The organism is Salipiger mucosus DSM 16094 (genome assembly GCF_000442255.1).
Lineage (GTDB): Bacteria > Pseudomonadota > Alphaproteobacteria > Rhodobacterales > Rhodobacteraceae > Salipiger > Salipiger mucosus.
In genome coordinates, this window is record NZ_KE557283.1 from 120,983 (window position 1) to 146,046 (window position 25,064).

A 25,064-nucleotide genomic window follows, 5' to 3' on the forward strand; every position below is an offset into this window, starting at 1 on the left:
CGAAACGTCGGTTCGCGCCCAGCTTCCATTTGCAATCAATGAAACCGACGAGCGGGAGACACAATGCAATCGAGAGATATCCTACAGTTTGCGCGAGCGACATTCGACCGACAATCTTTCAGCCAGCTCATCGGCGCCGAACTAAAAGACTTGTCAGATATGCGGGCTGTTGTTGAGGTTGTTCTACGCAGTGAACTTCGGCAGCAGCACGGGTACGCTCATGGGGGAGTCCTATCCTATCTAGCCGACAATGCGATTACATTCGCCGGTGGAGTAGCTCTGTCGGGTGACGCGCTGACCGCCGAGTTCAAGATCAACTATGTTACTCCCGCTTCTGGCCCGCTCCTGCGGGCCATTGCGGAGCCGGTCTCGGTGTCAGGGCGGCAGGCAGTCTGCCAATGTCGCATCATTTCACTTGCTGATGATGAGGAGACGCTTGTCGCGCTCGCGCAGGGTACCGTGGCTCGACTACCATCAAATCACCAGAGAACCATGCGGGCGAGTGATCAGGGAGATCTGACCGGCGCAACGCCTCCTGACTGACGAACGATGAAATCACTCGCAAGTTATTCTGATTACCGGTCATCGCGTCGTTTGCAAGTCTTTGGATCAAACGACACATCCGGCGCTCCCCGTGCTCGATGCCGTCGTACCGAATCGCCGCAATTTGAGACACGTTCTGTCCCAATTCTGCGGCTTCTTGATTGCGCCAATGGCGATCATGTTGTTTCCGGCGAGGATCGCAATCACGTCCGGTCGGTTATAAAGAAAGCTACGGCTACCAGGTGGGCCAATGTCGGAACAGAAATGCGGCACAAATCGACACGCTGTGGGCTCCAAGCGATCTACAGACTTTCGCGTCAGGTGACAGAACGAGCTGTTCCCGAGCCACCTTTCGCCTCGGTTCTCAGTGGTTTCAGAGGCCGCGCGTCTTCCAAACTGCGTGCGGCCCCGTCAACTCATCAGTACGTGTCTCCGCGCACGAGCTCTGGCACCTCCGACCGCTCTGCCAGCCAGCTATCATGCAGCCATTGCTCGGTCCGGCGCCGACCCGGCATGGTGATCCAGTAGATGTCCCGCTCGAAGACCATGACCTCGTCTCCCGGACCGACGATCACCCAGAACCAGAGCCGGTCCGTGGTCGTCGCGCGCATCTTCACCTTCATGCCGGTCAGTGTGTGGGTTTCGCCGTCCATCGTGACCGTCTCTTCGTGGGGCGCGACCCAGTGGACCCTGTGGTGCTGACGCAGGTCGGGCGCGTGGGTCTCGAGAAAACTCATGGCAACGGAACGGGCCGTTTCCTCGCTCGGCAGCTCGGCAGGCTGGGCCATGGCAGAGGTCATCCGGACATAGCCGAGGAGTTGCCCGTCGGCTTCGACGGTCGAGACGTGCTCGCCGCCGAGACCGGCGTTCCTGCCGGTTTCGCGTTCGGCCCGAACGAGGACGGCATCGCGTCCGTCGACGCTTACCGGGCTCTGGCCGACAGGCGCAAAGCCTTCAGGCATCAGTGTGCTCAGGATGGACAGAGAGATTTGAGTAAGTGTGTTCATGGCGCCGTTCCTTCTTCGAAGTGGGTCAGGTTGCCTGCGTGGCTCGGGCCGCGCGCTGGCGGCCGAGCCCGAGGGTGATGCCGCCGGCAGCGGCAACGAGAAGTACGGCAGGGATGCCGTAGAGAAGCGCCGGTCCCGCCGGGGCCAGGGCCGTCGCCGCGGGCGAGGCCACGCTCGCGCCGACGAAAAGCGAGAAGGTGTAGACGGACAGGGCCAGCCCGCGATTGTGATCGGAGGCCGCCCCACCCAGGGTCGCGATCAGCCCTGGCACGGCCAGGCCCACGCCGCCCGACACGAGCGCGGACGCGGCCACCGTCAGCGCACCTCCCGCACCTGCCAGGATCAACCCGGTTGCGGAGGTGAACAGCCCGATGCGTGCTGTGACAGGCGCACCCCAGCGCTTTGACAGGGGTGCCGCGACCAGGCTCAGGACCAGGGGAGGAAGCCCGACGAGACGAACGGTCTGCGGATCGTATCCGCCCCCGACCTCCATCGCGGTCCCCGCCCTGGAACGACACGAAGCCGAAGAGCACGGTAAGCGCCGCCAGCCACCCGGTGACCACCACCGGGTTGGCCAGGAGGCTCGCCATGCGCCCCTCCGCCGGGTCCGTACCGCCAACGGCGCTCCCGGCGCCACGCGGCAGCGCGAGCGCCAGGCCGGCGGCCATCACCAGGTAGAGCGGGGCCAGGCCCAGCATCAGCCCGGTCGGGCTTGCGGCAACGCTGACCCCAGCGAACTGGGCGACGGGCGCCGCCGCCAGGAAGGCGAAACTGATCAGGGACACGCCCAGCGGCCGACGCTCCGGGGGAAGCGCCTCGGCGACGAGGCTCAGGGCGACGGGCGGAAAGCTCGAGGCAACGAAGCCCTGCAGCGCCCGTCCCGCGAGAAACCAGCCGATACTGCCGGCCGCGCCGAGTAGCGCGGTGGCCATCGTGGTCGCGACGAGGCCGCAAAGCAGAATGATGCGCCGACCGAAGCGGTCCGAGAGCGGCCCCCAGACAAGGAAGCCTGCGGCATAGGCCAGCCCGAACGCCGTCCCCGCCCAGGCGGCGGCCGACAGATCGGTCCTGAAAAGCTCCGCGATGTCCTCTGAGAGCGGAATGGTGAGATAGAGCTGACCGACCACGATGAGGGCCGTCAGCATGAGGAAGGTGACGAGGGTAAGATGGCGTGGTGTCATGTATCACCTTTTTACGTAAACTGTAGATTGAAGGCAGACGCCGGCGATGATATGGTGGCCCTGACGGATCAGGCACGTTTCTTCGGCTTCGCCTCCTCGTAGAGCTGCTCCATGTGGCGAATGTTGCGGATCAAGTCGCTGCGAAATCGCGAGAGCTCGTCGATCTGCGTATCCGTCTTGGCAAGCTGCTCGTTGAGGATGTCGATGACCTTCTGCTTGCCCGCAAGGTGCGTTTCGGCATCCTGGAAGTAGAGGTCGATGACTTCCTGGATTTCCTCGAGAGACAGGCCCAGCTGCTTGAGCGCGGCGATCTTCTGCAACCGCTCATAGGCCTCCTCCTCGTAGAGTCGATGCGACGCCCCCCTCGCGGCGGACCGGTGCGATCAGCCCGATATTCTCGTAGTAGTGGATCGTTCGGTGGCTGACCTTCGCCCGCTTTGCGAGCTGACCGATCTTCATGAGCGGGTCGGGCATCCTGCGCTCCTCTTTCTGACGTGAGCGTTAGATATGGGATGCCCGCCCGAGGTCAAGAGGTGACCGGATTTCGCTCGGCGTCGCGCCTGTCCCTCTGCGCCGACGCAGCCGCGCCCACGGGTTGGTTGACCAGCAGCATACAGACGACCGAGAGGATCAGGAGGGTGAAGTGGACCCCTTGGATCGGACCCTGCTTGATCCAGTACCCGAACCAGAGCCCTCCGCATAGGAAGACCAGCCACATCGCAGCAAACATGCTCAGGGCGATACTGGCAGCCGTCGCGGCCTCACCGGTGCCACCGTTGCCCAGAAGCGCGCGCAGATGGGCCGCTGCGCCCCACCAGAGTGCGGCGGCCGTCGCCAGCTGCCAGGCTATGACGCAGTAGAGAACCGACGCCGTGGACCCGCTCCCCCAGGCCCGCCATTCGAGCCCATTCCCGAGGACCTGGTCCTCGGAGAGCAAGCGCATGGTGAGCATCGTCTCGAGATTGGCAAGGTTGGTTCCCTGATCGGTAAGATTGTTGAGCACCGCGATTGTCATCCAGGCGGCGAGCCCGGTCATCACGACTGTTCGAGGCAGGAGTGAAGATAACATCATCATGCGGCCTCTGCTTCCATTTCAGGGGCATCGAGAACGGGCCAACCGCGGCGGCCCGCCTCGGCAACGGCATCGGCATTGCCCGCCACGATGTGCGGATGACCGAGCATCTCGAGGAAAGGGAAGTCCGACAGATGATCGCCGAATCCCCAGCACCCGGCCGCGTCAGCACCTTCCCGCTCCAGGAACGTGTGAACGGCTTCGGTCTTGCCTTCGCCGATCATGCAGGCGCCCTTGATCTCACCGGTCAGGCGATCCGCTATCTCCGTCGCCAGGCGGGTGGCCAGCACATGACGGATCCCGAGCATCGCCATCACCGGGCGGATAAAGACTTCCGCCGACCCGGAGACGGCGACGGCCGAGATGCCGCTGTCCGCGAGCGCGCGGAGCCGCTCGGTGGTCGAGGCGATGAAAAGCGGCGACGAGGAGGCCGCGCGGTCGGCGAAATACGCTGCGGCGACCCGCTCCACACGGGACACTTCCAACCCGGCGAGACCGCGGTAGAAGTACCGGTTGACCGACGCCCGCGAATACCCCTTGTCGCGCATGCGGGTGATCGCGCTGCGGTGTCCCGCGGCATCGAACCCGGGAGCATCGCGCCCCAGGGCATCGAGAACGGTGAACATGCTCTTTTCGACAATCAAGGTCTCGTCGACATCGAAGAAGGCGAAGGCGCGATCGGATGCCGGGGCCATCCTACGCCCCCGCCATCGGGACGGGCTGATCTGCCGTGACGTCGTCGCGGCTGATGCCGAGGCTACTGAACAACGCGTCGGCCGCCTTGTTCGCCAGCCTCTCCTCTTTCGGTCCCAGGCTGCCCGCGTCAAAGATCGTATAGCTTACCTCGGACTGTGCGACGCGCCCCTGGGCCTGGAAGATCTCGATCGACGCCGCGAAGGCAACGCGATCGTCCTTCACCTTCTCCGCCCGGGTGACGGTCTGGCGGATCCACGTCGGGAGCGGGAAGGCAAACTGCTCGAAACCGGCGGTCAAGCGATCGAAGACGACATACCCGTTTGTCGGCACACCCAGATGTTCGTATTGCGTCTCGCCGACCGCGATGAACATCTGGCGGGTCGCTTCGATGAGGAGCATGCCCTGCAGATGGCATCCCGTGAGATGATCCGAGAGGATCTCGTTCCGGTCATCCACGAGAATATCCGCCTCGAAGATATCGCTCTCGGCGCGGCGAGGCGCCGAGATCAACTGGTTTTCGGGATGATGCTTGTGGCAGACGTCCCGGCCTGCCCGGCGGTGGTCGAGGGCCGGGCGCGCGACGCGGTGACCTGCCGCCGCCCCCAGCACAGCGATCACGTTGGCATCCTGCTCACTGACGCCCTGGCCGATGACCAGGTTGCAGGATTCACCGGCCAGAAGCCGGTCAATCGCTGTTTGTGCGGAGATCGCGCCGCTGGCCGCGGCGAAATCCTTGAATCTGTTTCCTGTAACGAGTTGCACGTCCACGCTCCAAGGTCAGTGTGCCCTCCCATTCCCAACCTTACGTAAGCGTACGTTTTTGTGTCAACGGCGGAGAACGCCGACTTTTCTCATCGAGAAGACGCGATTTTTGTTATTAATAGCAATCACTTTACCAGAACGCCGCCCGATGGCGCTGGCCAACAGCTCACGTGAAGATTTGATCACATCAACGGGCAGGAGCACGATCAGCCATCCCCGTCACCCTGGGTGACGGGTCGTGATTCGACCGAGCCCCTCCTGCTGCGACCTGGCCGGACGCGCATCCCGGCCAGAGACGACCCGCTCCAAAGCACCGAGCACGTCTCGCTTCCTCCAATGGTCGGGATCTCAACCGCCACGCAGTCGGACCCGATGCTCAGTGACGACCTCGACGAGATAGTCCGCCAGCGCCCGGATCCGGGGCGACTGCGCAAGGTCGGACTGGATCACGAGGTAGATGGGCTGGTCGATCCCGATATCGCTCTCGAGACACTCCAGGCCCGCGTCCCTGGCGAGGAAATGCGGAAGGACGGCGAGGCCGAGCCCCGCCTCCGCCGCCGCCGCCTGCGTCGCGAGAGACGTCGTCGTGATGGTCGGTTGTCGTCCTCGGAGAATCCGTTCGACCCACTGTGCCGCCGGCAGGTGTGACTGGGCCTCGCCCCAGGCAATGATCTCGTCGCCCTCGTAGGCGCCCCGATCCAGGTCGGAGCCCCGGGTTTCGATGTAGCAGGGCGATGCGTAGAGACCGTAGCCCAGGGTTCCGAGGCGCCGGATCGTCACGTTGCCACGTTCGGGCTTGACCATGCGCACCGCGAGATCCGCGTCCCGGCGATGGACGTTCACCGTCGAGATATCGGTGACCACCTCGACCATGAGCCCGGGGTGAAGCCGTCTGAACTCCGGAAGCGCGGGTAGGATCAACCCGCTCGCCAGGTTTTCGGCCGTGGCCAGGCGGACTCGTCCCGTCAGCTGTGTCTCACGCCCCCCGGCGCTTTCGAAGGCCAGGGCGGCTTGCTCGAGCGCCTCGCCGCGGTCGAGAAGCTCGCTCCCCTCCTCGGTGAGTTGATACCCGGACTGCTGTCGCACGAAGAGAGGAACCCCCAGGGCATCCTCCAGGCGGTCCACGCGCCGCGAAAGGGTCGCGATCCCGACACCGAGCGAGGCGGCCGCGGCGGTCAGGGTCCCGTTCCGGGCGATCGCTAGAAAGGAGCGAACATCGTCCCAGACGATCGATCGCCGCGGGGTCTTTCCGGAAACGGAAATCATGTTCTCGGAATTACCTGCATTTTCCACGTTCGAAACGTGCCATGTCTCCTACCATGCGAACAAGGAGGAAATCATGAAAAAGCGTGTCCTTGGACAGGACCTGGAGGTCTCCGCTGTCGGGCTCGGATGCATGGGGATGAGCGAGTTTTACGGCCCCCGGGATGACACCGAGTCCATGTCGGTCCTGTCCCGCGCGATCGAGCTGGGCATCGACTTCTTCGATACGGCCGACATGTACGGCCCTCACCACAACGAAGACCTTATCGGGGCATTCCTGCGAGAGACAGGTGCCGACGTGAAGATCGCTACCAAGTTCGGCATCGTCCGGCGCCCCGGGGAGTACAAGCGCAGCCTCGACAATGCTCCTGACTATGCGCGCACGGCCTGCGAAGCCTCGCTGCGCCGCCTCGGGATCGACCGGATCAATCTCTACTACGTGCATCGCGTCAATACCGACCAGCCTATCGAGGAGACCATGGAGGGCCTCGCGCAGCTGGTCAGGGAGGGAAAGATCGCGCGCATCGGGCTGTGCGAGGTAAGCGCCGAGACCCTGCGCCGCGCACATTCCGTACACCCGGTCACGGCCGTGCAGACCGAATACTCTCTCTGGTCTCGCGGCGTCGAGGCGGAGATCCTTCCGACCTGTCGCGATCTCGGCATCGGATTCGTCCCCTATTCTCCCCTCGGACGTGGCTTCCTGACCGGTCGTTTCCAGTCGCCTTCGGAGTTCGAGGAAGGCGATTTCCGTGCCGCCTTGCCGCGTTTCGCGGACGAGGCGATCGACGAGAATCGACGGATCGCCGACGTCATTGCGGACATGGCTTCCGAGAAATCCTGCACGCCGGCCCAGCTTTCCCTGGCCTGGCTCCTGGCCAAGGGCGAGGACATCGTCCCGATCCCGGGCACCAAGCGGCTCGCCTATCTTGAGGACAACGCCGCGGCAGTCGATGTTGCACTCGACGATGACGACTGCCGGCGGCTCGAAGAGGCGATCTCCCGGCTTCCGGTTGTCGGCGAGCGCTATACACCGGAAGGCATGAAGGGGGTGAACGCATGACGGATACCTCAACTGATCGCCGCGCGGCGGCGATGGCCCTCCTCGAGCGCCTCGAAACGGGCGCATCCGAGCGCGTGGACGCGAACCTCACCGATTTCGATGAGGATGCGACCGAGGTGATCCTCGGCTTCGCCTTCTCCGATGTCGTGTCGCGCCCGGGCATCGATCTGAAAACGCGCGAGATGCTGACCGTCGCCATGCTCGCTTCCATGGGGACAGCTTCCGGTCAGCTCGATTTTCACATGCGCGCGGCGCTGAACACCGGCGTGTCGCGCCAGGAGATCGTGGAGATCGTGTACCAGGTCGCCGTTTATGCCGGGGTGCCGGCCGCCATGAACGCCATGAGCTCCGCGAAGAAAGCTTTCGCGGAGCGGGACGGCTGAAGGGTACGCGCGAAGCGTTGGGGTACGCGCGAAGAGTTGCACAATACTGACGTGAGGCGCATCTGCCGCAATCCGAAACGCTGTGCCACGCCTGTCAAGCCGGGTTGGTCCAGACCACCTCCTGCATCCTGCGCCAGACTCGATGGGCGACGGCACCCGGGAGGAGGAAAGGTACCGCCGCCAGGACCGAAACCCCGGCCACAACCAGGGCTAGGCCCATCTCAAACGCGCGAAGATGCCTCCCGCGCGATGGTTCGGATCCTCTCACGGGCGATACCGATATCTTCCAGGTCCCTGTCGGAGAGCGCCTGAAGCTCGGCAAAGGTTCTTCCAAAAGTCCGTCGCCGGAGCCTGTGGACGCGATACTGCTCAACGGGCTTCCGGAAGAGCGTATCCCGGAATGCGTCAGCCCGGTTCGTGAAAGTGGTATCGACCATGGTCTACCTCCTGTGAGGAGTAAGGTGCCTGACCTCCCGTTAGCGCCAACGATGCGCCTCATGCTGCAGATGCACAATGAATCTCTGGAGAATGCTGCCATGCAGCAAGGGTATGCCGAGAAATTCGGTCAACAGCTCCCGGGTGTTCGACCGGAGCCCCGCCTGCACTCGCCTTTCAGCGCCTCTGCCGGCTATTCAGGGCATGCCACGTACGCAACCCCGCTGCCCGTGGGTGACCGGATCGGCCTTCCCGATCTAGGTACCGGGGACACGATTGAGCCCTTGTATCAGCACAGCGGAGCACTCTCATGCGCAGAGAACCAGCCTTCATTTTCGACCTCGATGGCACACTCGTCGACAGTGTCTACCAGCACGTTCTCGCCTGGAGGCATGCACTGGAGGCGGAGGGCATCGCCTTGTCCGTCTGGCGCATTCACCGCAAGATCGGGATGAGCGGCGGGCTCTTCACGAACCAGCTGCTGCGGGAGACCGGGGTGGATATCGACCCGGAGAGGGTCGATCGCCTCCGCCGGCTGCATGCGGAAGCATACCAAAGATTTGCGGATCAGATTTCGCCGCTCCCAGGAGCCAGGGAACTCCTGACGTGGCTTTCGGAGCGCGACATTCCCTGGGCGATCGCAACCAGCGGCCGTATGGAGACCGCTGAGCTGAACATCAGGGCGCTTGGCATCGATCCGCAAGATGCGACGATTGTCACGCGCGATGAGGTCACCTACGCGAAGCCCGACCCGGATCTCTTCATCGCGGCGGCAGAGAAGTTGGGCACGCCCGTGGAGACGTCCTTGATCGTCGGGGACAGCGTCTGGGACGTTCTTGCAGCAACGCGGTGCCGTGCCCTCGGTGTGGGCTTGCTGAGTGGTGGCTACGGTGGCGACGAGCTGCGCCAGGCGGGCGCGATCCGGGTCTATGACGATCCCGCCGACCTACTCCAGCACATCGACGAAGTCGGCGGGCGGCGATAGTGCTTGGCTCGGGCCTTTCAAACCGACTGCAACCGTCCACGGAGGACGCTGCTGCGCGCGACAGGATGGGTCTCACCCGCCGGACCCGCATGACGGCATCGCCATCCGACCTTGGGCGGACGGGCACGTATGCATAGGCGATATGCTCACACTTGCTTTCGCTGCGTTGCAGCATAGCCTATGATCGATCGGCATCGGGGATGCTTGATGGGAGACGAGGGGTACTAGGGTACAGACACAAGGGAGGTCAGGATGATGGCTCGTTGACCGCGAGGTTGCGGCAACGCGCTTTCGCAGAGCCGGAGGGAATCTGGCAGATGAGAAAACGCGGTTCGCGTAGGACCCCGCTCCGCCTCAAGCTCGCCTTGCAAGGCGGCGGAGCGCATGGCGCCTTCACATGGGGTGTTCTCGATCGCCTGCTCGAGGAAGACTGGATCGACATCAGCGCGATCTCCGGCACCTCCGCGGGCGCCATGAACGCTGCCGCCCTTACCTCCGGGCTGGCCACGGGCGGTCGCGACGGCGCACGCGAGACACTCGAGGCCTTCTGGCGAAAGATCGGAAGCTATGGTCCGGCGAACGCCGACGTTCACTCCCTTCTGGAACTGGTCCTGAGCCCCCTGCGACCCGACCGGATGCTACCTCGCTCAGTTGTCAGTCAGAGCGCGCGGGTCATTTCACCGTACGATGCCAATCCGCTCGGCTTCAATCCATTGCAGTTGGTGCTGGAAGAGACGCTGGACATCGAGGCGATTCGAAGCTGGCCCCTCACTCTCTATGTCACGGCAACCCACGTACGCACGGGCGAGGCCCGCGTCTTCTCGGGGAAAGAGATCAGTGTCGCTGTCCTGCTCGCTTCGGCGTGTCTGCCCTCCCTGTTCCACGCCATCGAAATCGACGGCGAACTCTACTGGGATGGCGGATATACTGGCAATCCAAGCATGATGCCGCTTGTCGCAGACGCGGAGCCGTACGACATCCTTCTGGTGCAGGTCAGTCCGATCGAAAGGCCGAGCGTCCCGCGCAACGCCCTGGCCATCGCTGATAGAGAGAAGGAGATCGCGTTCAATGCGCCCCTCATCAGGGATCTCCGCACGATCGCGGAATTGCAGCACCAGGCCCGATCTCGGAGCAGCACAGATTCCCGAGCCAGATCCTGGACACGGCGTTCGCGCCTCAGGTCTATCGCGCGTCATTCGTCAATTCTCTCCCAACGCTTCCACCGGATCGCCTCGTCGTCGATGAGCGATCGCGACGGGAGTTCCAAGATGAACGTCGATTGGGAGTTCCTGACGACGCTGCGCGATGAAGGGCGCCACACTGCCGGCGACTTCCTGAGCCGGCACGGCGACGACATCGGCAGACGCGGCTCGTTGGACTTGCCGAGCAGCTACCATCGGAATTCGAGACATCTAGGCATCGCGGGGTGAACTGTCTCCCGTTGGCGCACCAGATAGACCTGAACCGCACCGGCCCCGCGGAGACTCCGCTTCTCGAGTAGCCTGAAACGATCATGAGCAGACAGAGAACAAGTTATTGCCCGGGAACCCGCGAGCAAGCTGTGCGGATGGTCATCGAAAATTTGGCGCAGCATGGATCTCTCTGGCAGGTCCCTCGCTTCTATCGTCGCGAACATCGGGTAGTCCGCGAACACGCTGAAATCCTGGGATTGGAAAACGGACAGCGCATCAGGGTCTCGAGCGATCCGAGAGGCGGATTGCTCGGGGCTCATGCATCAGCACCTTGGCTTCAAGCAGCTCGATCCGTTCCCCTTTCAGCCCTCCTGGCAGTAACGCCTGTCGCTTCATCCCAGATGACACCGGCAACCTGCCGCCAGACTTCCCGAATGTAGCTTTGCCAGGAATCAGCTGCACCGAAAATGCGCCAGACCCGGTTTTCCACGTCGGGTCACATCCAATGATCGGGGAGCACCTCAGTGGGAAGCTCAAGTGTCTACGCATCGCGATCCTACAAGCCGACCATCTCGACGAGAATGCCTCATCGGCCGCTGGGAGTTGGACAGATCTGACCGGTAATTCGCGATTGGCCGGACTCAGACCAGCCCCAGCAACATCATTGCATTCAGCCCGACCGAGGAGAGACCTGCCGCCGACCGCGTGCCATTACCTCCGAGAGAAAGGTCAACCCGCTCAACTGGTAGCCGTACGCTGAAGGTGCTCCCCTCCCCGGGGCTGCTACTGAGTTCCAGCACGCCGTCGTGGCGCTCGACGATCTGCTTGGAGATGTTGAGGCCGAGGCCCGTGCTGTGGGCATTGCGGCCCGCGTGGCCATGCGCTTGGGTGAAGCGGTCGAAGATGGTTCCCTGTGCCTCTTCCGGGATTCCCTGCCCCTGGTCGATGACGCTGACGATCGCCTCGTCCCCCTCGCGGGCTACCTTCACGATCACTTCCGAATTCGCATCGGAGAACTTCGCCGCATTCGAGAGCAGGTTCGACATGACCTGCAGAAGCCGGCTCCTGTCCCCCCTTACGACCAGCCCGTCGGCTACGATCTCATCGCGGAAGGCAACGCCCAGTTGCTCCCCGTAGCCGCTGTTAGTTTCCACGGCCTCCGCGGCGAAATCCTCAAGCCCGATCTCCTCGAACTCCATCTGCATCTCGCCCGACATCAGCCGCTCGGAATCGAGAATATCGTCCACGAGGTCCGAGAGGCGCCGACTGTTGGCCTCGGCCATATTGACAGCCGAGCGCATATTCGTCGGCACCTCTCCCATGGCACCGCCGCGCAACAGGCTCAGCGAGCCGACGATGGAGGTCAGCGGCGTGCGCAGTTCATGGGTGACGGTGCTGACGAAGGCCGCGCGCTCGCGGGCGCCCCGCCTCTCTTCGGTGATGTCCTGCACGGTGCCCACGGACCAGGCCGGGCGTCCCGCCTCGTCATAGGAGATGCGCGCCCGGAGTCGGTACTCCCGCAGGCTGCCCTCCACGACGGCCCGGAAGGTGACGTCGCTCGCTGCGTGGGTCCGGACAGCTTTCTGCAAGTCCGCCTTGAAAGGCGCCCGGTCCTCCTCGAGAATGAGATCCAGGAACTCGTCGGGCGTGCTGGGCGCCGCCTCGATATCGAGACCGAAGAGCCGGGCCAGGGCCCGGGAGGCCTCGATCCGGCCGGTGCTGAAATCGTAGCTCCACCAGCCGATGCGACCGACCTCCTGCGCCTCTTCCAGCCGCCTCGTCGCCCTGTCGTAGTCCCGACGGAGTTCCTGGTGGCGGCGCTGCAGAGGCCCTAGAACCAAGGCGAGACACAGCGCGCCAGCCAACGCAGTGACCGAAGCGAGAGCTCCGAGTAGGGCGATCCACTCGGGCACCGCTGTTGCCTCGAGAGCGAACAGGAAGCCGACGCCTCCTGCGCCCGAAATCGCCAGGGCGGAGGTTATTCGCGGAACGAGTGTTCTCAACAGCCTTATCCTTTGCCAACAGCGGAACCGGCGCGCTGACTACGGCCACTCCAGTGTCGATTCCGGCGGGTACCGGGCAACTGTGGCAAATTTTGTCCTTCAGATTGGCGGACCAAGGGAAGGTCGTCCCGGTGCGGTTGGCCGCGCCAATATAGAGTTGCTGCGAGCGCGTCTTGTGGCCGGCGCATGAAGCAGAAGCTGCATCAAATGTGTCAGAGTTCCGATTGCGTGCTTGTTGACAAGGGGCTCTGGTGCGCATGGCGTCGGGCCACGCTGCGGGCGGAGGTTAAAGGTCAGCAAGCGCCGGATCGGTAGTGAGGCAATGCCGTCTCCAATCTGCATCGACCCATGCGCCCCGGCAATCTTCCAGACTGGTGCCAGAAGGCTCAGGAGCATCGATCACGTCCTACCGATCAGCGGGCCCACCACTCGCCGCGAACTTTCGCAGGGCGCGCGGCAAGTCCAGCCTCTTCGATCCGATCCGCAAGGTTGCCGATCGCAGCGACGAGAGCGGCGCTCTTCACGGCAACGGCCCCCTCGATCGCACGCAGCTCCGCGAGGTCGAGGCAAAGCAGGGCGAAGACTTCCGGGAGATCGGCTTGTGCCTGCCCCCACGCGCCGACGATGGTTTGGTATCGGTCCGCTCCCCAGAGTTCGATCGTGGCCGTCCCCGACCATCTGAAGAGGCCCACCTCCTCGTTGTCGAAGAGGAGCGTCGCGAAGCACAGGGATGTCCCACTGTCCTCGTGGGGCGCGAAGCCCAGCCGGGACCGGTTATCCGCCAGCCAACCGGCGAGAATTCGAAACAGCGCCAACAGATGCTCTCGCGACGCTCCGGCGCTTGTGTGATCCATTTGGAAAGCGCGAATTGGCTCACCGATGAGCTCCGCTAGGGCAACTCCACCGAAGAAATCGGGCGTTCCATAATGCCGGAGCTCGACATAGGCGTCGCGGGCGAAGTTGGCGGCGAAACGCTTCGACGCTCCTGCTTGATCGCTGAGAAAGTTCGCCAAGTTGAGATCGGCCGCCATAAACGGGCTTGGCGCCTGCAGCTCACGCAGCAATCGCGGCCCGTAACCATGCCGCTGCAGCCCGGTATAGCGACGCCCCAGGCGTCGGGATCTCCAGAGCATGTCAATCTCATCGACGCCCACGCAGAAGAGATCCGCAGCGAGTTCGCGGTTCGGATTGCCTGGATCGATATTGATGTGCCAACCGAGATCCGAAGTGAACGCGTCACGATCGGCATTGTCGGAGCCATCGAGGTCGAAAATAGCGTCTGAGATGTGCCGACGAAGGTCATCGGCTTCCGCCAGCGGCATGGGCGGCGTGACCAGCTCCACACCGGCGATCTGATCGCTGTGGGGGAAGGCGATCGGGTCGATGTCGTACTCCGGGATAACGAAGAAGCCGGTCTTTCGAGACGCCTTGCGCGGAGCGGTCCACGTCTCACCCGTCGCCGAGGACAGGACGCCCGCAACAGTCCGGCAATACTCGAGGGTGGCGATATCCATCGGGCCGAAATCCGAGAAGCGGGGATTACCGAGATCGCCGAGCACGACCTCGAGCTCGAAGCCGACCCGCCACGTCTCTGCGATCCGGTTTTCCGGGGCGCCGTGCGACTCTACTGCCTCACGCATCTCCTGCTGTCTCGCGCCTGCGCAGAATGTCGCGCGCTCGCCACGGTCTTCGTGACCGGGTCCGAGTCTCCCTCTCCACTGCCATGGATCCGTCCATCTGCATTCTGCCTCACACCCGGCATTCGCTGCGCCACGACTACCACATCAATGCCTAAGAGCCGAACGAGTTCACCTTGATCGGAGGGGATAATCCGTGTGGGATCGGCGCATATCAATGAGGTCATTGCCGATGCCTGCAATCAATCCCGACATCCTATTCGCCGTAGTCTTTCTCGTCTTCCTGTTCGGCTTTCCGCTATTCCTCGTCCTTTACATCAAAGCCCGCCGTCGCGCGACCAGGCTCGGCAAAGCGCTCGAGGAGGAAAAGCAACGCGGTGCGAAGGAACTTGAAAAGGTCACGCACGAAGAGACCCAGAAGCGGCAAGAGCTGGAAGCGCGCTACGCGCCGATCATCGACAAGGAGGCGGAGGTCGCTCGCCTGGATGCGCAGGCACGGGCGCACCAGGGTAACATCGACGAGCTGCGCGCGTCCTACGCGACGAAACATGAGACCCTGAAACGCCTCGAACACCAGGTTGCCGTCTACGATGAGCGGCTGGCCTTCGCCGAGCTCGGCATCTACGAGCCCCATTTCGACTTCGGCGACAGCGAGGCGTTCAAGGCGAAGATCAAGGAGGTCCGCGACAAGCAGAAGGCCATGGTCTCGGCAAAGCATGCCACCCTCTGCCCGACGGACTGGGTCGTAGAAGGCAGTCGCTCGAAGGGCCAGACCATGATCAACCGCCAGACACGCCTGACGATGCGGGCCTTCAACAACGAGTGCGAGGCGGCAATCGCGAACACCCGCTGGAACAACGTCGTGGCGATGGAGAAGCGGATCCTCAATGCCGCGAAGCAGATCAACAGCGCGAACTCCTCCATGAACCTGACCATCTCGGAGAACTATGTCGCACTGAAGCTCGACGAGCTCCACCTGACCCACGAGTACCGGGAGCAGCTCAAGCTCGAGAAGGAAGAGAGGACCGAGCTCGCCCGCGCTGAACGCGAGGAGAAGAAGCTATTGGCCGAGGCCGAGGCGGCCGAACGTGAGGAGCGCAAGTACCAGGCGCTGCTCGACAAGGCGCGCAAGGAGGCCGGCGTCGACGAGGGACGGGTCGCCGAACTCGAGGCCGCCCTCGCCGAGGCCCATGCGGCGAGCGAACGGGCCCGCGCGATGGCCGAGATGACCAAGTCCGGCTACGTCTACATCATCTCCAACGTCGGCTCCTTCGGCGAGGACGTCGTGAAGATCGGTCTGACCCGCAGGCTCGACCCCGACGACCGCGTGAAGGAGCTCGGCGATGCCAGCGTTCCGTTCGGGTTCGACACGCACGCGATGATCTATTCCGAGGAAGCGCCGGCACTCGAGACCGCCCTTCACCGCGAGTTCGCGGACCGCCGCATCAATGCGTCGAACATGCGCAAGGAGTTCTTCCGGGTCGATCTCGATGAGGTTGAGGACGCTGTGGGTCGGCTGGCGCCGAGCGCGAACTTCTTCAAGGATCGCGAGGCACAGGAGTGGCACGAGACGCTGGCGCGGCGGCGCGAGGAGGCGGATGTGCTCCGGAGAGTTGTTCCTGAAGAGGTGCTTCCCGAGGCAATTTGAGCCTGCGTGCCAATCGCCCCCACTCTAGAACATCCCTTCAATCGCAACGCCCTAAGGCTGAAAGATCGCGGGTTCGCCGAAGCTGTTGCCGCCTACGAGGCGATGTTCTTCCGCGCGAAGGTCAGGACGATCGGTTGGTCGATTGCGTATCGGCCGCCGCACGGCGCAATTCTTTGGCAGGACACAAGGGTGCGTCTTGGCGCATCATGAGATCGGGACTCTGCTTCGTCTCGCAGTCAACTCGAGGCGCCCTTGTACTCGGTCTGCCCATTCAGAATGGCCCCCTGGGCGCAGATGGTGACAGACTTGGCACCGCGGGTCATCGCAACATACAGGTTTCTTGCATCCAGCTCATCGGCATTCAACACAACGACGTGGTCCGCCTCGAGACCTTTCAGCAGCAGTGTCGACCCTATCGCAGATTTGGGCAGCTGGCGTCCGACGGTCCTGTTCTCCTCTCGGACACGAACAGCAGCCTCGCCAAAGGTCATGCCGCTACCATCAGAGGTCAATTCAAGTGCGCGCAACGCCGCGCGGAGCACGCTAGGCCGGAAGACAGTCGTGCCAGATCTCGCCGAACACGCAGATAGGATTGCCGCGAGCCCTTGATACGAAGGCGCGTCCAAGACTTGCATGACGATAAATTCGAAGTCGGTCGGCGGCTTCCGGCCCGACCCGGCCTTCAGCGTCTTCACCCTGGACATGACATCGGTCGCCCCGACATTGGTCATGACCGATTCAGCGAACTCGAGGGTTTCGCCGACCGAGTATCCATCTCCGAGATCGAGAGCCATTGCGTAGGAGACCAGGTCCTTAAGATGCACCGGCTCGATCGTCACCATATTCGGAATGCGCTTGGCCACCCGGTATCGACTGCTTGCGGATCGACTGTCGCCAATTACCAGGGACGTTTCTCCAGCAGCCCTGTGGTGGACCCGTGCAGCATCGACGAGAGCGTCGAAGTTGCCATTGCCTCCCTGCAGGACGCTCCATTTGACGGAATTCGGTGCCGTGCGCAGGTCGATCGGTCTCCCAGCCATCAGCTCCTGCCTGGCATCAAGCAACCAACGCCCCAAAGGCTCGTTGCCGGCATTGATCCATCGCCAAGGTCGGTCCAGTTCGACAGCTGTCGGAAAGTGGCGGCAGACATCGCCCTCCCAATCCGCCAGCTGGTTCTGGCCAAAGCCGAAGATCGACTGCATCGGATCGCCAAGCACGCAAGTCTTCAGATGACGGGAGGCAAAATAGACGATCGCGTGCTGACCCACGGAGCAATCCTGATACTCATCTACGACGAGCCCGGCGTAGTTCGCCGGCAGGATGTCGCGAAGGTGTCCCTCTTCCAGCAGCTTCCGTGCAGCCTTCTGGATCTTGGGATAGCTGGGGGTCTTCGGTTGCAGGCCATCGCTATATCCGGATCGCATCGGGAACAATGCCGCAAGCCGCATGCACCAACCATCTATCGTGGCGACACGATACGCGGAGCGGCCGACGCCCTGCCGATTGAGGCGATGCCGGAGGGCGGCGACGCCGGCATTGGTATGAGTAAGGATCAAATACGGCAGAGGCGCTTTCGCGTTGCTGAGCGCATCTACGATCAGCTGGGTCTTGCCACAGCCGGCTGGCGCAACGATCGACCCACGCCGAATGTCCAGAAGATCGACGTCAGTCATAGTCCACGCCTGCCCACTCGTAGACGCTGCCGATCACGTCAGTGAAGTCGTCCTTCATGTTGACGAGATCCGGTCCCACCACCCGGTGCGCCGCCTCCTCCATGATATCGATTCGCTTCAGCCAACTGCCCTTCTTTGCTGCCTTGGCAAGAAGAGCCCGATCGTCGTCATCGGGATCGGAAAGGAGCGTGTCGATATCGACAGAACCGTTTTTGACATTGCGCAAATGTTCGACCAGCTTTTCTTCACGACGCACCCCAATGAGGAACTCCCACATGTTCTCGATGCCGTCGTCGCTGAGACAATCGAAAAGCTCTTCCTCGAACGCCCACCCTACAGTCCATTTGAAAACGGTTCCTGCTCGGTCTTCGAAGCGCTGCTCATCCGCCGCATCCGGCTGCACATCATCGTCTCGGAGTACGGCCGCGTGATACAACAACTCCGAGAACGGCAAAGCCTTGCGATATACGCGCGATACCCCGCCCCCGTCGACGACGACCCCGCCTGCGGCCTGAAACGTCGGCCGGTTGCAGTCGCTGAGGTACAGGTCGAGGCCGCGAAGAAGGCCCACCTCCGTCGCGCCTTCGCAAATCAGTACATGAAGTCCCAGGAATCCTTCCGGCGCGCTTCGCAGTGTTGCCTGAACGTCGTCCGTATGGCCCGCCGGCATCACTGAGTGGTTCTGACCGGCGCGCACAAGGCCAAGCTGTGGGCTCTTCAGTTCGCGCAGGACGACAGGTGAGTGCGTGGACATGAAGACCTGCATCGGCGGCTCAGCCTGCTTCGACCCCAAGGCAGTGAGGAACTTGGAAATGCGGTGAGGCTCGAGCCCGATCTCGACCTCGTCGACCAATGCTATGGAAGACCGCTCGGCGATCCTGCGCTGCAGTCCGGCGATCAGTAACCGGCTAGAACCCATGCCGAGCTTTCGCAACGGCACGCCGTTGCCGTCGTGCAGGGCAATTGTGCCGCCCGAAAAGTTCAAGGAATGCGCGTCGAGCATCGCTCTGGCCTCTTCGCCGACGCCTACGCCAAGTTCGTCTGCTGCTTCGTCTACGATCCCGAGCGTCTCCGCGAGCTGTTCGCCCGCAGAGTCCCCGAAGCTTTTTCGCGCCTGCCGCCCAGCTTCGGCCAGTTGGGCTGACGCGTCGGCACGTTCGTTGGCCAGCAGGTTCAGGATCGAACCGCGCTGCCATCCGAGATGTTGATTGGCGAACGTACCGATCCGTGTCGGCGCGACCGAGACCCGATCGCTCCAGCTCAGTCCCCGGGCCTGGCCCAAGTCCTCGGCACGGGGCGATACCAATTGCCACTGGCCGGCGAGATCGTTTTCGATCTGGAGCCGAAGCACGAGAACCGTCTCGAGACCATTGCCGGGTTCGTCTTCCAGATCGCCCTCGTCAGTGAGCCCACGGAGAAAGGCGCCGTAGGCATCGAGGTTTTTCAGACCATCGTCGAGATCACCAAGAACGCACTCGACGACGATCGGATCGTCGACGTCGAGTGCGAAGAAGTCGGCATCGCTAACGGGCAGCGTTCGACGCGCACCGAGGCACCAATCCAGCGCATCAATGATCGTCGATTTTCCGCTATCCCCGGGGCCGACAAGGCAGTTTATCCCGTCCGATGGCTGCCATTCGAGATGGCTGATACCGCGAAAATTTTGGATACTGAGCTTCCTGACCCTCATGCACCAACCCTGAAATTTAAAGACGTATCGATCGCCGGAACCCGGTCGGCCGTGCTACCAAAGGAGCGCAGCGTTTCAAAGCTTGCCTATCCCGAACTGCCGACCGGCTTCGAAAAGAGCGGGAAGAAGGTCCGCTGCTCTTTCAGGCGCAGGACATCACTTGTCCGGATTGAACTGCCCCTGCGCCGCTTCCCGTGCTTATCCGTTAGCACTTCCAGATCAGGGTGGTCCATGATCGTTTCATGAATGTCATCCGCATGGGCCGGCGTCTGGTTGTAGATCCCCTCGTAGAACGCCTCCATCTGAATCGCGTCGCCGCTTCCGGCCACAAGGCGGGGGATGTCTTCTGCGAGTTGCTCCTTCGCCTGTTCCCGTCCCGGCAGGTCGAACAGGTACAGCCCACCCTCCTGCATGGGATCGTAGGACAGCATGTTGAGACCGGAACGCCCGAAATGTGCCTGGGCCGTGCTGTTCGAATGCAAGACGTCGTTGTAGACCTGTCGCGCTCGGTAAGAGCGCGAAAAATGGATCAACCAGTAACGCCACCCACCCGGGTTGTTGATGGAGAACGGGCTATGAAAGGTGCCACAGCTCTCGAAGGCTTCGAAAACCAGTCGCTCAGCGACGCCAAGAAACTCGCCCTTCGACATAGGTTCCCAGAAGATCCCGAGCTGATCCTCGGGCAGATCAAGATAGCGTAGCTGAGCTTTCAAACCGGCCGGGTCGGTCCGTTTCAGGAATGACACCAGACCCTGAATGGAGAACGTGTAGAAGACTTCCGTCGAGGCTCGGGGCGCCCGCATGATCCGCTGCAAAGTGCGGCGATCGACCTGATTGTGGCCGTACTGGTCCAAGTTGAAGAGCGCATTCTGGTAGCCACCGCGCCGCAGCAGCTCTTCGATTTCGGGGCACGCTTCCTCGAACGCCTGGTTGAAGATGCGCAACTCGATTCTAAGGTGCCGAAACCTGTCCCGGATCTCGGCCTCGATCAGCTGGAGGCTCAACTTCAGGCCTTCGATCGCGTCGGGATTCTTGTCGTTCAGGATGAGCAGGCACTCGATGGTGATGGGCTTCAGTCCCTGGGAACTCCGGACCGCGTTCAACTCGGTGGAGGCGACCTTCAGTTCCTCGAGAAAAATCAGTGGAGAGCCCTGCGCACCCCCCTGGTAGGAACCGCCTCCGCAGAAGCCGTCGACGACCGCCAACCGGAACTTTTCCTGGAACGGGGAGACGCACCGCACTCTCAGGTATTTTGCGAAATACTCCCGGAGGATCTTGTGCTTCCGAAGCGAGTGATCCTTGATCTCCGCGCCCGCATCCCAATCATACTGTGATCTTACCATTTACCCCGCCTTGCCATGCCGCCTTCGTCATCTCGCGATCGGTAGCTGGTTCCACTCGCAACCATCGAGCGTTCGCCCCGCATTGCGCTTTCCGACGCGCACCATGGACGTTCCGTCCTGGGCACGGCGCACCTTCTCGGCGGGCAGGTTCTCGCCATCGCCTGGCGCCCAGTCGCCCCATTGCTTGAAGTGGAATGCGACGCCGCTTTCCATGCACTGCAGATGGAGGGAACGGAACCACTGGGGAGATGCCGGCCTTGCCTTCGGTCCGCTCTCGCCACCCGTGATCACCCAGTCTATCGACGATCCGAGCCACGCCTGCAGCTGAAGTTCACCGAGCAAGGGTTCCGCCGAGATGAAGCGTACTCTTGCCGGGATCGCTGAAAGATAAGGTAGCAGCTCGTCGGCTCGGCTCTGGAGCTCGACCGTCGTTCCGAGCCACACATTGTCCGGCCAGTCCGATGTCCAGCGCGCGAGCCTCTCGACATTCTGAGGACGTTTAGTCAGCAGAAGCCAATCTAGGTTAGGTGTCTCCTCGATAAGATCGAACAGGCGGTCCCGATGCGCCGCCAATTCGGTTCGGTCCTCAAAAACATCCGCCATGGAGGCGCAGAACACCCGCGGCCGTTCGACGAGCCCTTCTGCATCTTGGTTCCATTTGACCGGCTGACGCCAATGCTGGTCGCTGAAGAAGCGCCTGCTGGTCGTCGGCCCCCAGACGTCCTTGCCCAGACGCCTCGCCCAGCTTTCGGCATAGCAGTGTTTGCAGGCCTCCGAAACTTTCGTGCAGCCCCACCACGGATTAAAGGTATGGGTGGTCCATTCGATCTTAGAGTTTGCGCCCATCGCGGATCTCCTGCTCGGCGATGTTCTCTCATAGTTCTCTTCATCTGAGAAGACCGCCGCGACCAAGTTCGCAGCTACGCCATCGACCCTTTGTGCAGAGGGGAGCTTCCATTCGCTACTTGGAGGACCGCGAGATCGTGCAGCCAGGTTGTTCTGGCCGTGCCCGCAACGACACCAGTATTGGCGACCAAACCGGCCTATAATAGCCCATGGACACTAACCGCGTGTCAAAATGGCCAAGAACCCCCGGCGATGGTCATTTTATCGGTTGTCGGACAGATAATAATGGACTTAGTCGATGGCTATTGACACTTCGAGTAGCCGCAGCTGCCGCAGGTCATGCAGCCCTCGATCATGCGCATCTCGTATTGCCCGCAGGAGGGGCAGGCCTTGCCGCGGGGCGCGTCGAGGCCAACGACCTGCGCTGTCGGGTCGGCCTTGAGGCCCTGCCCTTCGCCCGCGAGGAAACCGATGGCGATCATGTGGCGCTCGATCACGCCGCCGATGGCCGCGAGGATCGAGGGGATGTACTTGCCCTGCACCCAGGCGCCGCCGCGCGGGTCGAAGACCGCCTTCAGCTCCTCGACCACGAAGGACACGTCGCCGCCGCGCCGGAAGACCGCCGAGATCATCCGCGTCAGCGCCACCGTCCAGGCGTAGTGCTCCATGTTCTTGGAGTTGATGAAGACCTCGAAGGGCCGCCGCTTGCCGCCCACCACGATGTCGTTGATCGTCAGGTAGATCGCGTGCTCGCTGTCGGGCCACTTGAGCTTGTAGGTCTGGCCCTCCAGCGCCTGCGGCCGGTCGAGCGGGTCGGACATGTAGATGACGTCGCCGTGCGGCTGCTCGGGCTCGACCGCCGGGGTGGCGATCACCTCGGGCGCCTCCTTCTTCTCCTCGGCCACGCTCAGAACCGACCCTGTCACCTCGTTCGGCCGGTAGGTGGTGCAGCCCTTGCAGCCCGTCTCGTAGGCCTGCATGTAGACGTCCTTGAAGGCCTCGAAGGAGATGTCCTCGGGCACGTTGATCGTCTTCGAGATGCTCGAGTCGATCCACTTCTGCGCCGCCGCCTGCATGCGCACGTGCTCCTCGGGCGCGAGCGTCTGGGCGTTCACGAAGTAGTCCGGCAGCGCGGCGTCGCCCATGCGGTCGCGCCACATCTGCACGGCGTAATCGACGACCTCCTCCTCGGTGCGGGTGCCGTCCTTCTGCAGCACCTTGCGGGTATAGGCATAGGCGAAGACCGGCTCGATCCCCGAGGAGACGTTCCCCGCGTAGAGCGAGATCGTCCCCGTGGGCGCGATCGAGGTCACCAGCGCGTTGCGGATGCCGTGGGCGCGGACGGCCTCGCGGACATCGTCGTCCATGCGCATCATGTTGCCCGAGGCGAGGTATTTCTCGGCGTCGAAGAGCGGGAAGGCGCCCTTCTCCTTCGCGAGTTCGACGCTGGCGAGGTAGGAGGCGCGGGCGATGCGGTGCAGCCAGGCCTCGGTCTGCTCGGCGGCCTCGGGCGTGCCGTAGCGCAGGCCCTTCATGAGCAGCGCGTCGGCAAGACCGGTGACCCCCAGCCCGATGCGGCGCTTGTTCTGCGCCTCCTCGGCCTGCGCCGGCAGCGGGAAGCGCGAGACGTCGACCACGTTGTCCATCATGCGCACGGCGGTCGCAACCAGCCCGTCGAGGTCGGCGTCGTCGATGCGGGCCGCGTCCGAGAAGGGGTCCGAGACCAGCCGCGCGAGGTTGATCGAGCCCAGCAGGCAGGCGCCGTAGGGCGGCAGGGGCTGCTCGCCGCAGGGGTTGGTGGCGGCGATGGTCTCGACGTAGTTGAGGTTGTTCTGCTCGTTGATGCGGTCGATGAAGATCACGCCCGGCTCGGCGTAGTCGTAAGTCGCCTGCATGATGCGGTTCCACAGGTCGCGCGCCTGCACGGTGTGGTAGATCTTGCCCTCGAAGACGAGATCCCACGACCCATCGGCCTTCACCGCCTCCATGAAGGCGTCCGAGACCAGCACCGACAGGTTGAACATGCGCAGCCGCGCGCTGTCGGACTTGGCGGCGATGAAGTCCTCGATGTCGGGATGATCGCAGCGCATGGTGGCCATCATCGCCCCCCGGCGCGAACCCGCGGACATGATCGTGCGGCACATGGCGTCCCAGACGTCCATGAACGACAGCGGCCCCGAGGCATCGGCGGCCACCCCGTGCACCGCCGAACCGCGCGGGCGGATGGTCGAGAAGTCGTAGCCGATGCCGCCGCCCTGCTGCATGGTCAGCGCGGCCTCCTTCAGCATGTCGAAGATGCCCGCCATGCTGTCGGGAATCGTGCCCATGACGAAGCAGTTGAACAGCGTCACGCTGCGCGCCGTGCCCGCCCCGGCGACGATGCGCCCGGCGGGCAGGTACTTGAAGTCCTCCAGCGCGGTGTAGAACCGGCCTTCCCAGGCCTCCGGCTCCGCCTCGGGCGCGGCAAGGGCGCGGGCGATTCGGCGCCAGCTGTCCTCGACCGTCAGGTCGTGCGGCGTGTCGTCGGCCGCCTTGAAGCGGTATTTCATGTCCCAGATCTGTTCGGCAATGGGGGCGGCGAAACGGGTCATGTCGGATCTCTTCTGTCGGGGGGAATGCTCAAGATGGCTTGAGGGGCTTCCGCTACAGCTTGCAGCCGGTGCAGACAACCCTACAATATGAAGGGCAGGAAGGGGAAGAATCTTTGGCAGACGTCACCCATCTCATCAAGCTCAGCGTCGGAACCGACAGCGTCGAGAGCCTCGCCGCCTGGCAGGCCACGCCCGCGGCCCAGGGCCCCGACGGATGCCCGCGCCACGTCACCCGGATGTGGCCGCGGCGCTCCGAGGCGGTGCTGAACGGCGGCTCGATCTACTGGGTCATCAAGGGCCTGGTGCAGTGCCGCCAGCGCATCCTGCGGCTCGACCGCGTGACCGGCCACGACGGGGTCGAACGCTGCGCCATCGTGCTCGAACCGGGGCTGATCCGCACCTACACGGCCCCGCGCCGCCCCTTCCAGGGCTGGCGCTACCTCGCGCCCTCCGACGCGCAGGGCGACCTGCCCGAAGGCCGCGAGAGCGAAGAGAGCCTGCCGCCCGAACTCGCCGGCGCCCTGGCCGAGATCGGCGTGCTCTGAGGCGTACCGGTCGTACGGCATTTCCGTACAGGTCGCGCCCGGCTCAGGGCCGTACGGAAAGCCCGTACCAGACGTACGCCGGCACCTCCCGCAGCGCCGCCCGCAGCCGCCGCCGCGAGAGCCGCGCCCGCGGCGAGGAACTCCGCGCCACCAGTCCCAGCCGCCGCGCCACCAGCCGCGCCCGCGGCGCGTGGTAGCCGTCGGTGACCACCACGACCTCCCGCGCGCCCAGCCGCTCGAGCACCGGCAGGGCGAACCGGATGTTCTCCTCGGTGCTCGTCGATGCCGC

At 63.2% G+C, this 25,064-nt stretch carries 25 protein-coding genes and 1 pseudogene; 7 read left to right on the plus strand and 19 right to left on the minus strand.

Going from position 1 to position 25,064, the window contains the following annotated elements; genetic code table 11:
- Positions 1–63: 63 nt before the first annotated feature.
- Entirely contained in the window at positions 64–543 is a 480-nt protein-coding gene (locus SALMUC_RS29285; protein ID WP_084514076.1) for a PaaI family thioesterase, read from the plus strand.
- Positions 544–962: 419 nt separating this feature from the next.
- On the opposite strand, the gene SALMUC_RS30665 is transcribed toward SALMUC_RS29285, so the two are convergent.
- From SALMUC_RS30665 to SALMUC_RS23005, 10 genes and pseudogenes are all read right to left on the minus strand, one after another.
- On the minus strand, positions 963–1,550 hold the full coding sequence (locus SALMUC_RS30665; protein ID WP_020042579.1) for a hypothetical protein: 588 nt from the start codon (positions 1,548–1,550) through the stop codon (positions 963–965).
- 25 nt (positions 1,551–1,575) lie between these two features.
- Positions 1,576–2,043, minus strand: coding sequence for an MFS transporter (locus SALMUC_RS31340; protein ID WP_051155999.1), 468 nt, complete (start codon positions 2,041–2,043; stop codon positions 1,576–1,578).
- Positions 2,044–2,077: 34 nt separating this feature from the next.
- Positions 2,078–2,731, minus strand: a pseudogene (locus SALMUC_RS31920) (MFS transporter); the annotation flags it as partial.
- Between the two features lie 68 nt (positions 2,732–2,799).
- On the minus strand, positions 2,800–3,051 hold the full coding sequence (locus SALMUC_RS31345) for a MerR family DNA-binding protein (RefSeq protein WP_021120868.1): 252 nt from the start codon (positions 3,049–3,051) through the stop codon (positions 2,800–2,802).
- 4 nt (positions 3,052–3,055) lie between these two features.
- The gene (locus SALMUC_RS31350) at positions 3,056–3,205 is read right to left on the minus strand and encodes a MerR family transcriptional regulator (protein WP_021120869.1); all 150 of its coding nucleotides are present in this window, start codon (positions 3,203–3,205) and stop codon (positions 3,056–3,058) included.
- Positions 3,206–3,257: 52 nt separating this feature from the next.
- A complete protein-coding gene (locus SALMUC_RS22990; RefSeq protein ID WP_051156001.1) occupies positions 3,258–3,806 on the minus strand; it encodes a DUF2165 family protein in 549 nt (182 codons plus the stop codon).
- Entirely contained in the window at positions 3,803–4,498 is a 696-nt protein-coding gene (locus SALMUC_RS28535) for an HAD family hydrolase (protein ID WP_020042576.1), read from the minus strand. The genes SALMUC_RS22990 and SALMUC_RS28535 overlap by 4 nt, the downstream gene beginning before the upstream one ends.
- Position 4,499: 1 nt before the next feature.
- On the minus strand, positions 4,500–5,261 hold the full coding sequence (locus SALMUC_RS28540; RefSeq protein WP_198014667.1) for an AfsA-related hotdog domain-containing protein: 762 nt from the start codon (positions 5,259–5,261) through the stop codon (positions 4,500–4,502).
- A 63-nt stretch (positions 5,262–5,324) separates the two neighbouring features.
- On the minus strand, positions 5,325–5,465 hold the full coding sequence (locus tag SALMUC_RS30130; protein WP_156883628.1) for a hypothetical protein: 141 nt from the start codon (positions 5,463–5,465) through the stop codon (positions 5,325–5,327).
- 144 nt (positions 5,466–5,609) lie between these two features.
- Positions 5,610–6,527, minus strand: a complete 918-nt coding sequence (locus tag SALMUC_RS23005; protein WP_020042574.1) for a LysR family transcriptional regulator — start codon at positions 6,525–6,527, stop codon at positions 5,610–5,612.
- A gap of 73 nt (positions 6,528–6,600) precedes the next feature.
- On the opposite strand from SALMUC_RS23005, the gene SALMUC_RS23010 reads away from it, so the two are divergent.
- Both SALMUC_RS23010 and SALMUC_RS23015 read left to right on the plus strand, forming a co-directional pair.
- Positions 6,601–7,584, plus strand: coding sequence for an aldo/keto reductase (locus SALMUC_RS23010; protein WP_020042573.1), 984 nt, complete (start codon positions 6,601–6,603; stop codon positions 7,582–7,584).
- Positions 7,581–7,967 carry a carboxymuconolactone decarboxylase family protein gene (locus SALMUC_RS23015; RefSeq protein ID WP_021120871.1) on the plus strand — a complete coding sequence of 129 codons (387 nt, stop codon included), beginning with the start codon at positions 7,581–7,583 and terminating at the stop codon, positions 7,965–7,967. The genes SALMUC_RS23010 and SALMUC_RS23015 overlap by 4 nt, the downstream gene beginning before the upstream one ends.
- Before the next feature lie 221 nt (positions 7,968–8,188).
- Here the strand turns inward: SALMUC_RS23015 and SALMUC_RS23020 are convergent, their stop codons facing one another.
- Positions 8,189–8,404 (minus strand): YjiS-like domain-containing protein, encoded by a 216-nt coding sequence (locus tag SALMUC_RS23020; RefSeq protein ID WP_020042571.1) that lies wholly within the window; start codon positions 8,402–8,404, stop codon positions 8,189–8,191.
- A gap of 308 nt (positions 8,405–8,712) precedes the next feature.
- Here SALMUC_RS23020 and SALMUC_RS23025 point away from each other — a divergent pair, with 308 nt between their 5' ends.
- Together SALMUC_RS23025 and SALMUC_RS23030 are read left to right on the plus strand one after the other, a co-directional pair.
- Complete coding sequence (locus tag SALMUC_RS23025; RefSeq protein ID WP_020042570.1) at positions 8,713–9,387, plus strand: HAD family hydrolase; 675 nt, start codon at positions 8,713–8,715, stop codon at positions 9,385–9,387.
- Positions 9,388–9,704: 317 nt separating this feature from the next.
- Positions 9,705–10,817 (plus strand): patatin-like phospholipase family protein, encoded by a 1,113-nt coding sequence (locus tag SALMUC_RS23030; protein ID WP_021120873.1) that lies wholly within the window; start codon positions 9,705–9,707, stop codon positions 10,815–10,817.
- A 623-nt stretch (positions 10,818–11,440) separates the two neighbouring features.
- Here the strand turns inward: SALMUC_RS23030 and SALMUC_RS23035 are convergent.
- Positions 11,441–12,802, minus strand: a complete 1,362-nt coding sequence (locus SALMUC_RS23035) for a sensor histidine kinase (protein WP_020042568.1) — start codon at positions 12,800–12,802, stop codon at positions 11,441–11,443.
- 413 nt (positions 12,803–13,215) lie between these two features.
- The gene (locus SALMUC_RS28545; RefSeq protein ID WP_020042567.1) at positions 13,216–14,442 is read right to left on the minus strand and encodes a hypothetical protein; all 1,227 of its coding nucleotides are present in this window, start codon (positions 14,440–14,442) and stop codon (positions 13,216–13,218) included.
- 229 nt (positions 14,443–14,671) lie between these two features.
- On the opposite strand from SALMUC_RS28545, the gene SALMUC_RS23050 reads away from it, so the two are divergent.
- On the plus strand, positions 14,672–16,087 hold the full coding sequence (locus tag SALMUC_RS23050) for an SNIPE associated domain-containing protein (protein ID WP_020042566.1): 1,416 nt from the start codon (positions 14,672–14,674) through the stop codon (positions 16,085–16,087).
- A 236-nt stretch (positions 16,088–16,323) separates the two neighbouring features.
- Here SALMUC_RS23050 and SALMUC_RS23055 read toward each other — a convergent pair whose 3' ends face one another.
- The 5 genes from SALMUC_RS23055 to SALMUC_RS23075 all read right to left on the minus strand — a co-directional run bounded on the left by SALMUC_RS23055 (position 16,324) and on the right by SALMUC_RS23075 (position 24,230).
- Positions 16,324–17,760 carry a UvrD-helicase domain-containing protein gene (locus tag SALMUC_RS23055; RefSeq protein ID WP_020042565.1) on the minus strand — a complete coding sequence of 479 codons (1,437 nt, stop codon included), beginning with the start codon at positions 17,758–17,760 and terminating at the stop codon, positions 16,324–16,326.
- Complete coding sequence (locus tag SALMUC_RS23060) at positions 17,753–19,450, minus strand: ATP-dependent nuclease (protein WP_020042564.1); 1,698 nt, start codon at positions 19,448–19,450, stop codon at positions 17,753–17,755. The genes SALMUC_RS23055 and SALMUC_RS23060 overlap by 8 nt, the downstream gene beginning before the upstream one ends.
- Positions 19,451–19,536: 86 nt before the next feature.
- A complete protein-coding gene (locus SALMUC_RS23065) occupies positions 19,537–20,793 on the minus strand; it encodes a three-Cys-motif partner protein TcmP (protein WP_020042563.1) in 1,257 nt (418 codons plus the stop codon).
- Positions 20,794–20,820: 27 nt separating this feature from the next.
- The gene (locus SALMUC_RS23070; protein WP_020042562.1) at positions 20,821–21,639 is read right to left on the minus strand and encodes a DUF5131 family protein; all 819 of its coding nucleotides are present in this window, start codon (positions 21,637–21,639) and stop codon (positions 20,821–20,823) included.
- Between the two features lie 302 nt (positions 21,640–21,941).
- Entirely contained in the window at positions 21,942–24,230 is a 2,289-nt protein-coding gene (locus SALMUC_RS23075; RefSeq protein WP_020042561.1) for an adenosylcobalamin-dependent ribonucleoside-diphosphate reductase, read from the minus strand.
- Between the two features lie 113 nt (positions 24,231–24,343).
- Here SALMUC_RS23075 and SALMUC_RS23080 point away from each other — a divergent pair, with 113 nt between their 5' ends.
- Positions 24,344–24,775, plus strand: a complete 432-nt coding sequence (locus tag SALMUC_RS23080; RefSeq protein WP_020042560.1) for a DUF1489 family protein — start codon at positions 24,344–24,346, stop codon at positions 24,773–24,775.
- 43 nt (positions 24,776–24,818) lie between these two features.
- On the opposite strand, the gene SALMUC_RS23085 is transcribed toward SALMUC_RS23080, so the two are convergent.
- A partial coding sequence (locus SALMUC_RS23085; protein WP_198014669.1) for an ElyC/SanA/YdcF family protein occupies positions 24,819–25,064 on the minus strand: 246 nt, incomplete at its 5' end.

Bases quoted from the DNA above. Each gene is read 5' to 3' on its own strand.
- SALMUC_RS29285 (WP_084514076.1), top strand. From the start codon at position 64: ATGCAATCGAGAGATATCCTACAGTTTGCGCGAGCGACATTCGACCGA.
- SALMUC_RS30665 (WP_020042579.1), bottom strand. From the start codon at position 1,550: ATGAACACACTTACTCAAATCTCTCTGTCCATCCTGAGCACACTGATG.
- SALMUC_RS31340 (WP_051155999.1), bottom strand. From the start codon at position 2,043: ATGGAGGTCGGGGGCGGATACGATCCGCAGACCGTTCGTCTCGTCGGG.
- SALMUC_RS31350 (WP_021120869.1), bottom strand. From the start codon at position 3,205: ATGCCCGACCCGCTCATGAAGATCGGTCAGCTCGCAAAGCGGGCGAAG.
- SALMUC_RS22990 (WP_051156001.1), bottom strand. From the start codon at position 3,806: ATGATGATGTTATCTTCACTCCTGCCTCGAACAGTCGTGATGACCGGG.
- SALMUC_RS28535 (WP_020042576.1), bottom strand. From the start codon at position 4,498: ATGGCCCCGGCATCCGATCGCGCCTTCGCCTTCTTCGATGTCGACGAG.
- SALMUC_RS23005 (WP_020042574.1), bottom strand. From the start codon at position 6,527: ATGATTTCCGTTTCCGGAAAGACCCCGCGGCGATCGATCGTCTGGGAC.
- SALMUC_RS23010 (WP_020042573.1), top strand. From the start codon at position 6,601: ATGAAAAAGCGTGTCCTTGGACAGGACCTGGAGGTCTCCGCTGTCGGG.
- SALMUC_RS23015 (WP_021120871.1), top strand. From the start codon at position 7,581: ATGACGGATACCTCAACTGATCGCCGCGCGGCGGCGATGGCCCTCCTC.
- SALMUC_RS23020 (WP_020042571.1), bottom strand. From the start codon at position 8,404: ATGGTCGATACCACTTTCACGAACCGGGCTGACGCATTCCGGGATACG.
- SALMUC_RS23025 (WP_020042570.1), top strand. From the start codon at position 8,713: ATGCGCAGAGAACCAGCCTTCATTTTCGACCTCGATGGCACACTCGTC.
- SALMUC_RS23030 (WP_021120873.1), top strand. From the start codon at position 9,705: ATGAGAAAACGCGGTTCGCGTAGGACCCCGCTCCGCCTCAAGCTCGCC.
- SALMUC_RS28545 (WP_020042567.1), bottom strand. From the start codon at position 14,442: ATGCGTGAGGCAGTAGAGTCGCACGGCGCCCCGGAAAACCGGATCGCA.
- SALMUC_RS23050 (WP_020042566.1), top strand. From the start codon at position 14,672: ATGCCTGCAATCAATCCCGACATCCTATTCGCCGTAGTCTTTCTCGTC.
- SALMUC_RS23055 (WP_020042565.1), bottom strand. From the start codon at position 17,760: ATGACTGACGTCGATCTTCTGGACATTCGGCGTGGGTCGATCGTTGCG.
- SALMUC_RS23060 (WP_020042564.1), bottom strand. From the start codon at position 19,450: ATGAGGGTCAGGAAGCTCAGTATCCAAAATTTTCGCGGTATCAGCCAT.
- SALMUC_RS23065 (WP_020042563.1), bottom strand. From the start codon at position 20,793: ATGGTAAGATCACAGTATGATTGGGATGCGGGCGCGGAGATCAAGGAT.
- SALMUC_RS23070 (WP_020042562.1), bottom strand. From the start codon at position 21,639: ATGGGCGCAAACTCTAAGATCGAATGGACCACCCATACCTTTAATCCG.
- SALMUC_RS23075 (WP_020042561.1), bottom strand. From the start codon at position 24,230: ATGACCCGTTTCGCCGCCCCCATTGCCGAACAGATCTGGGACATGAAA.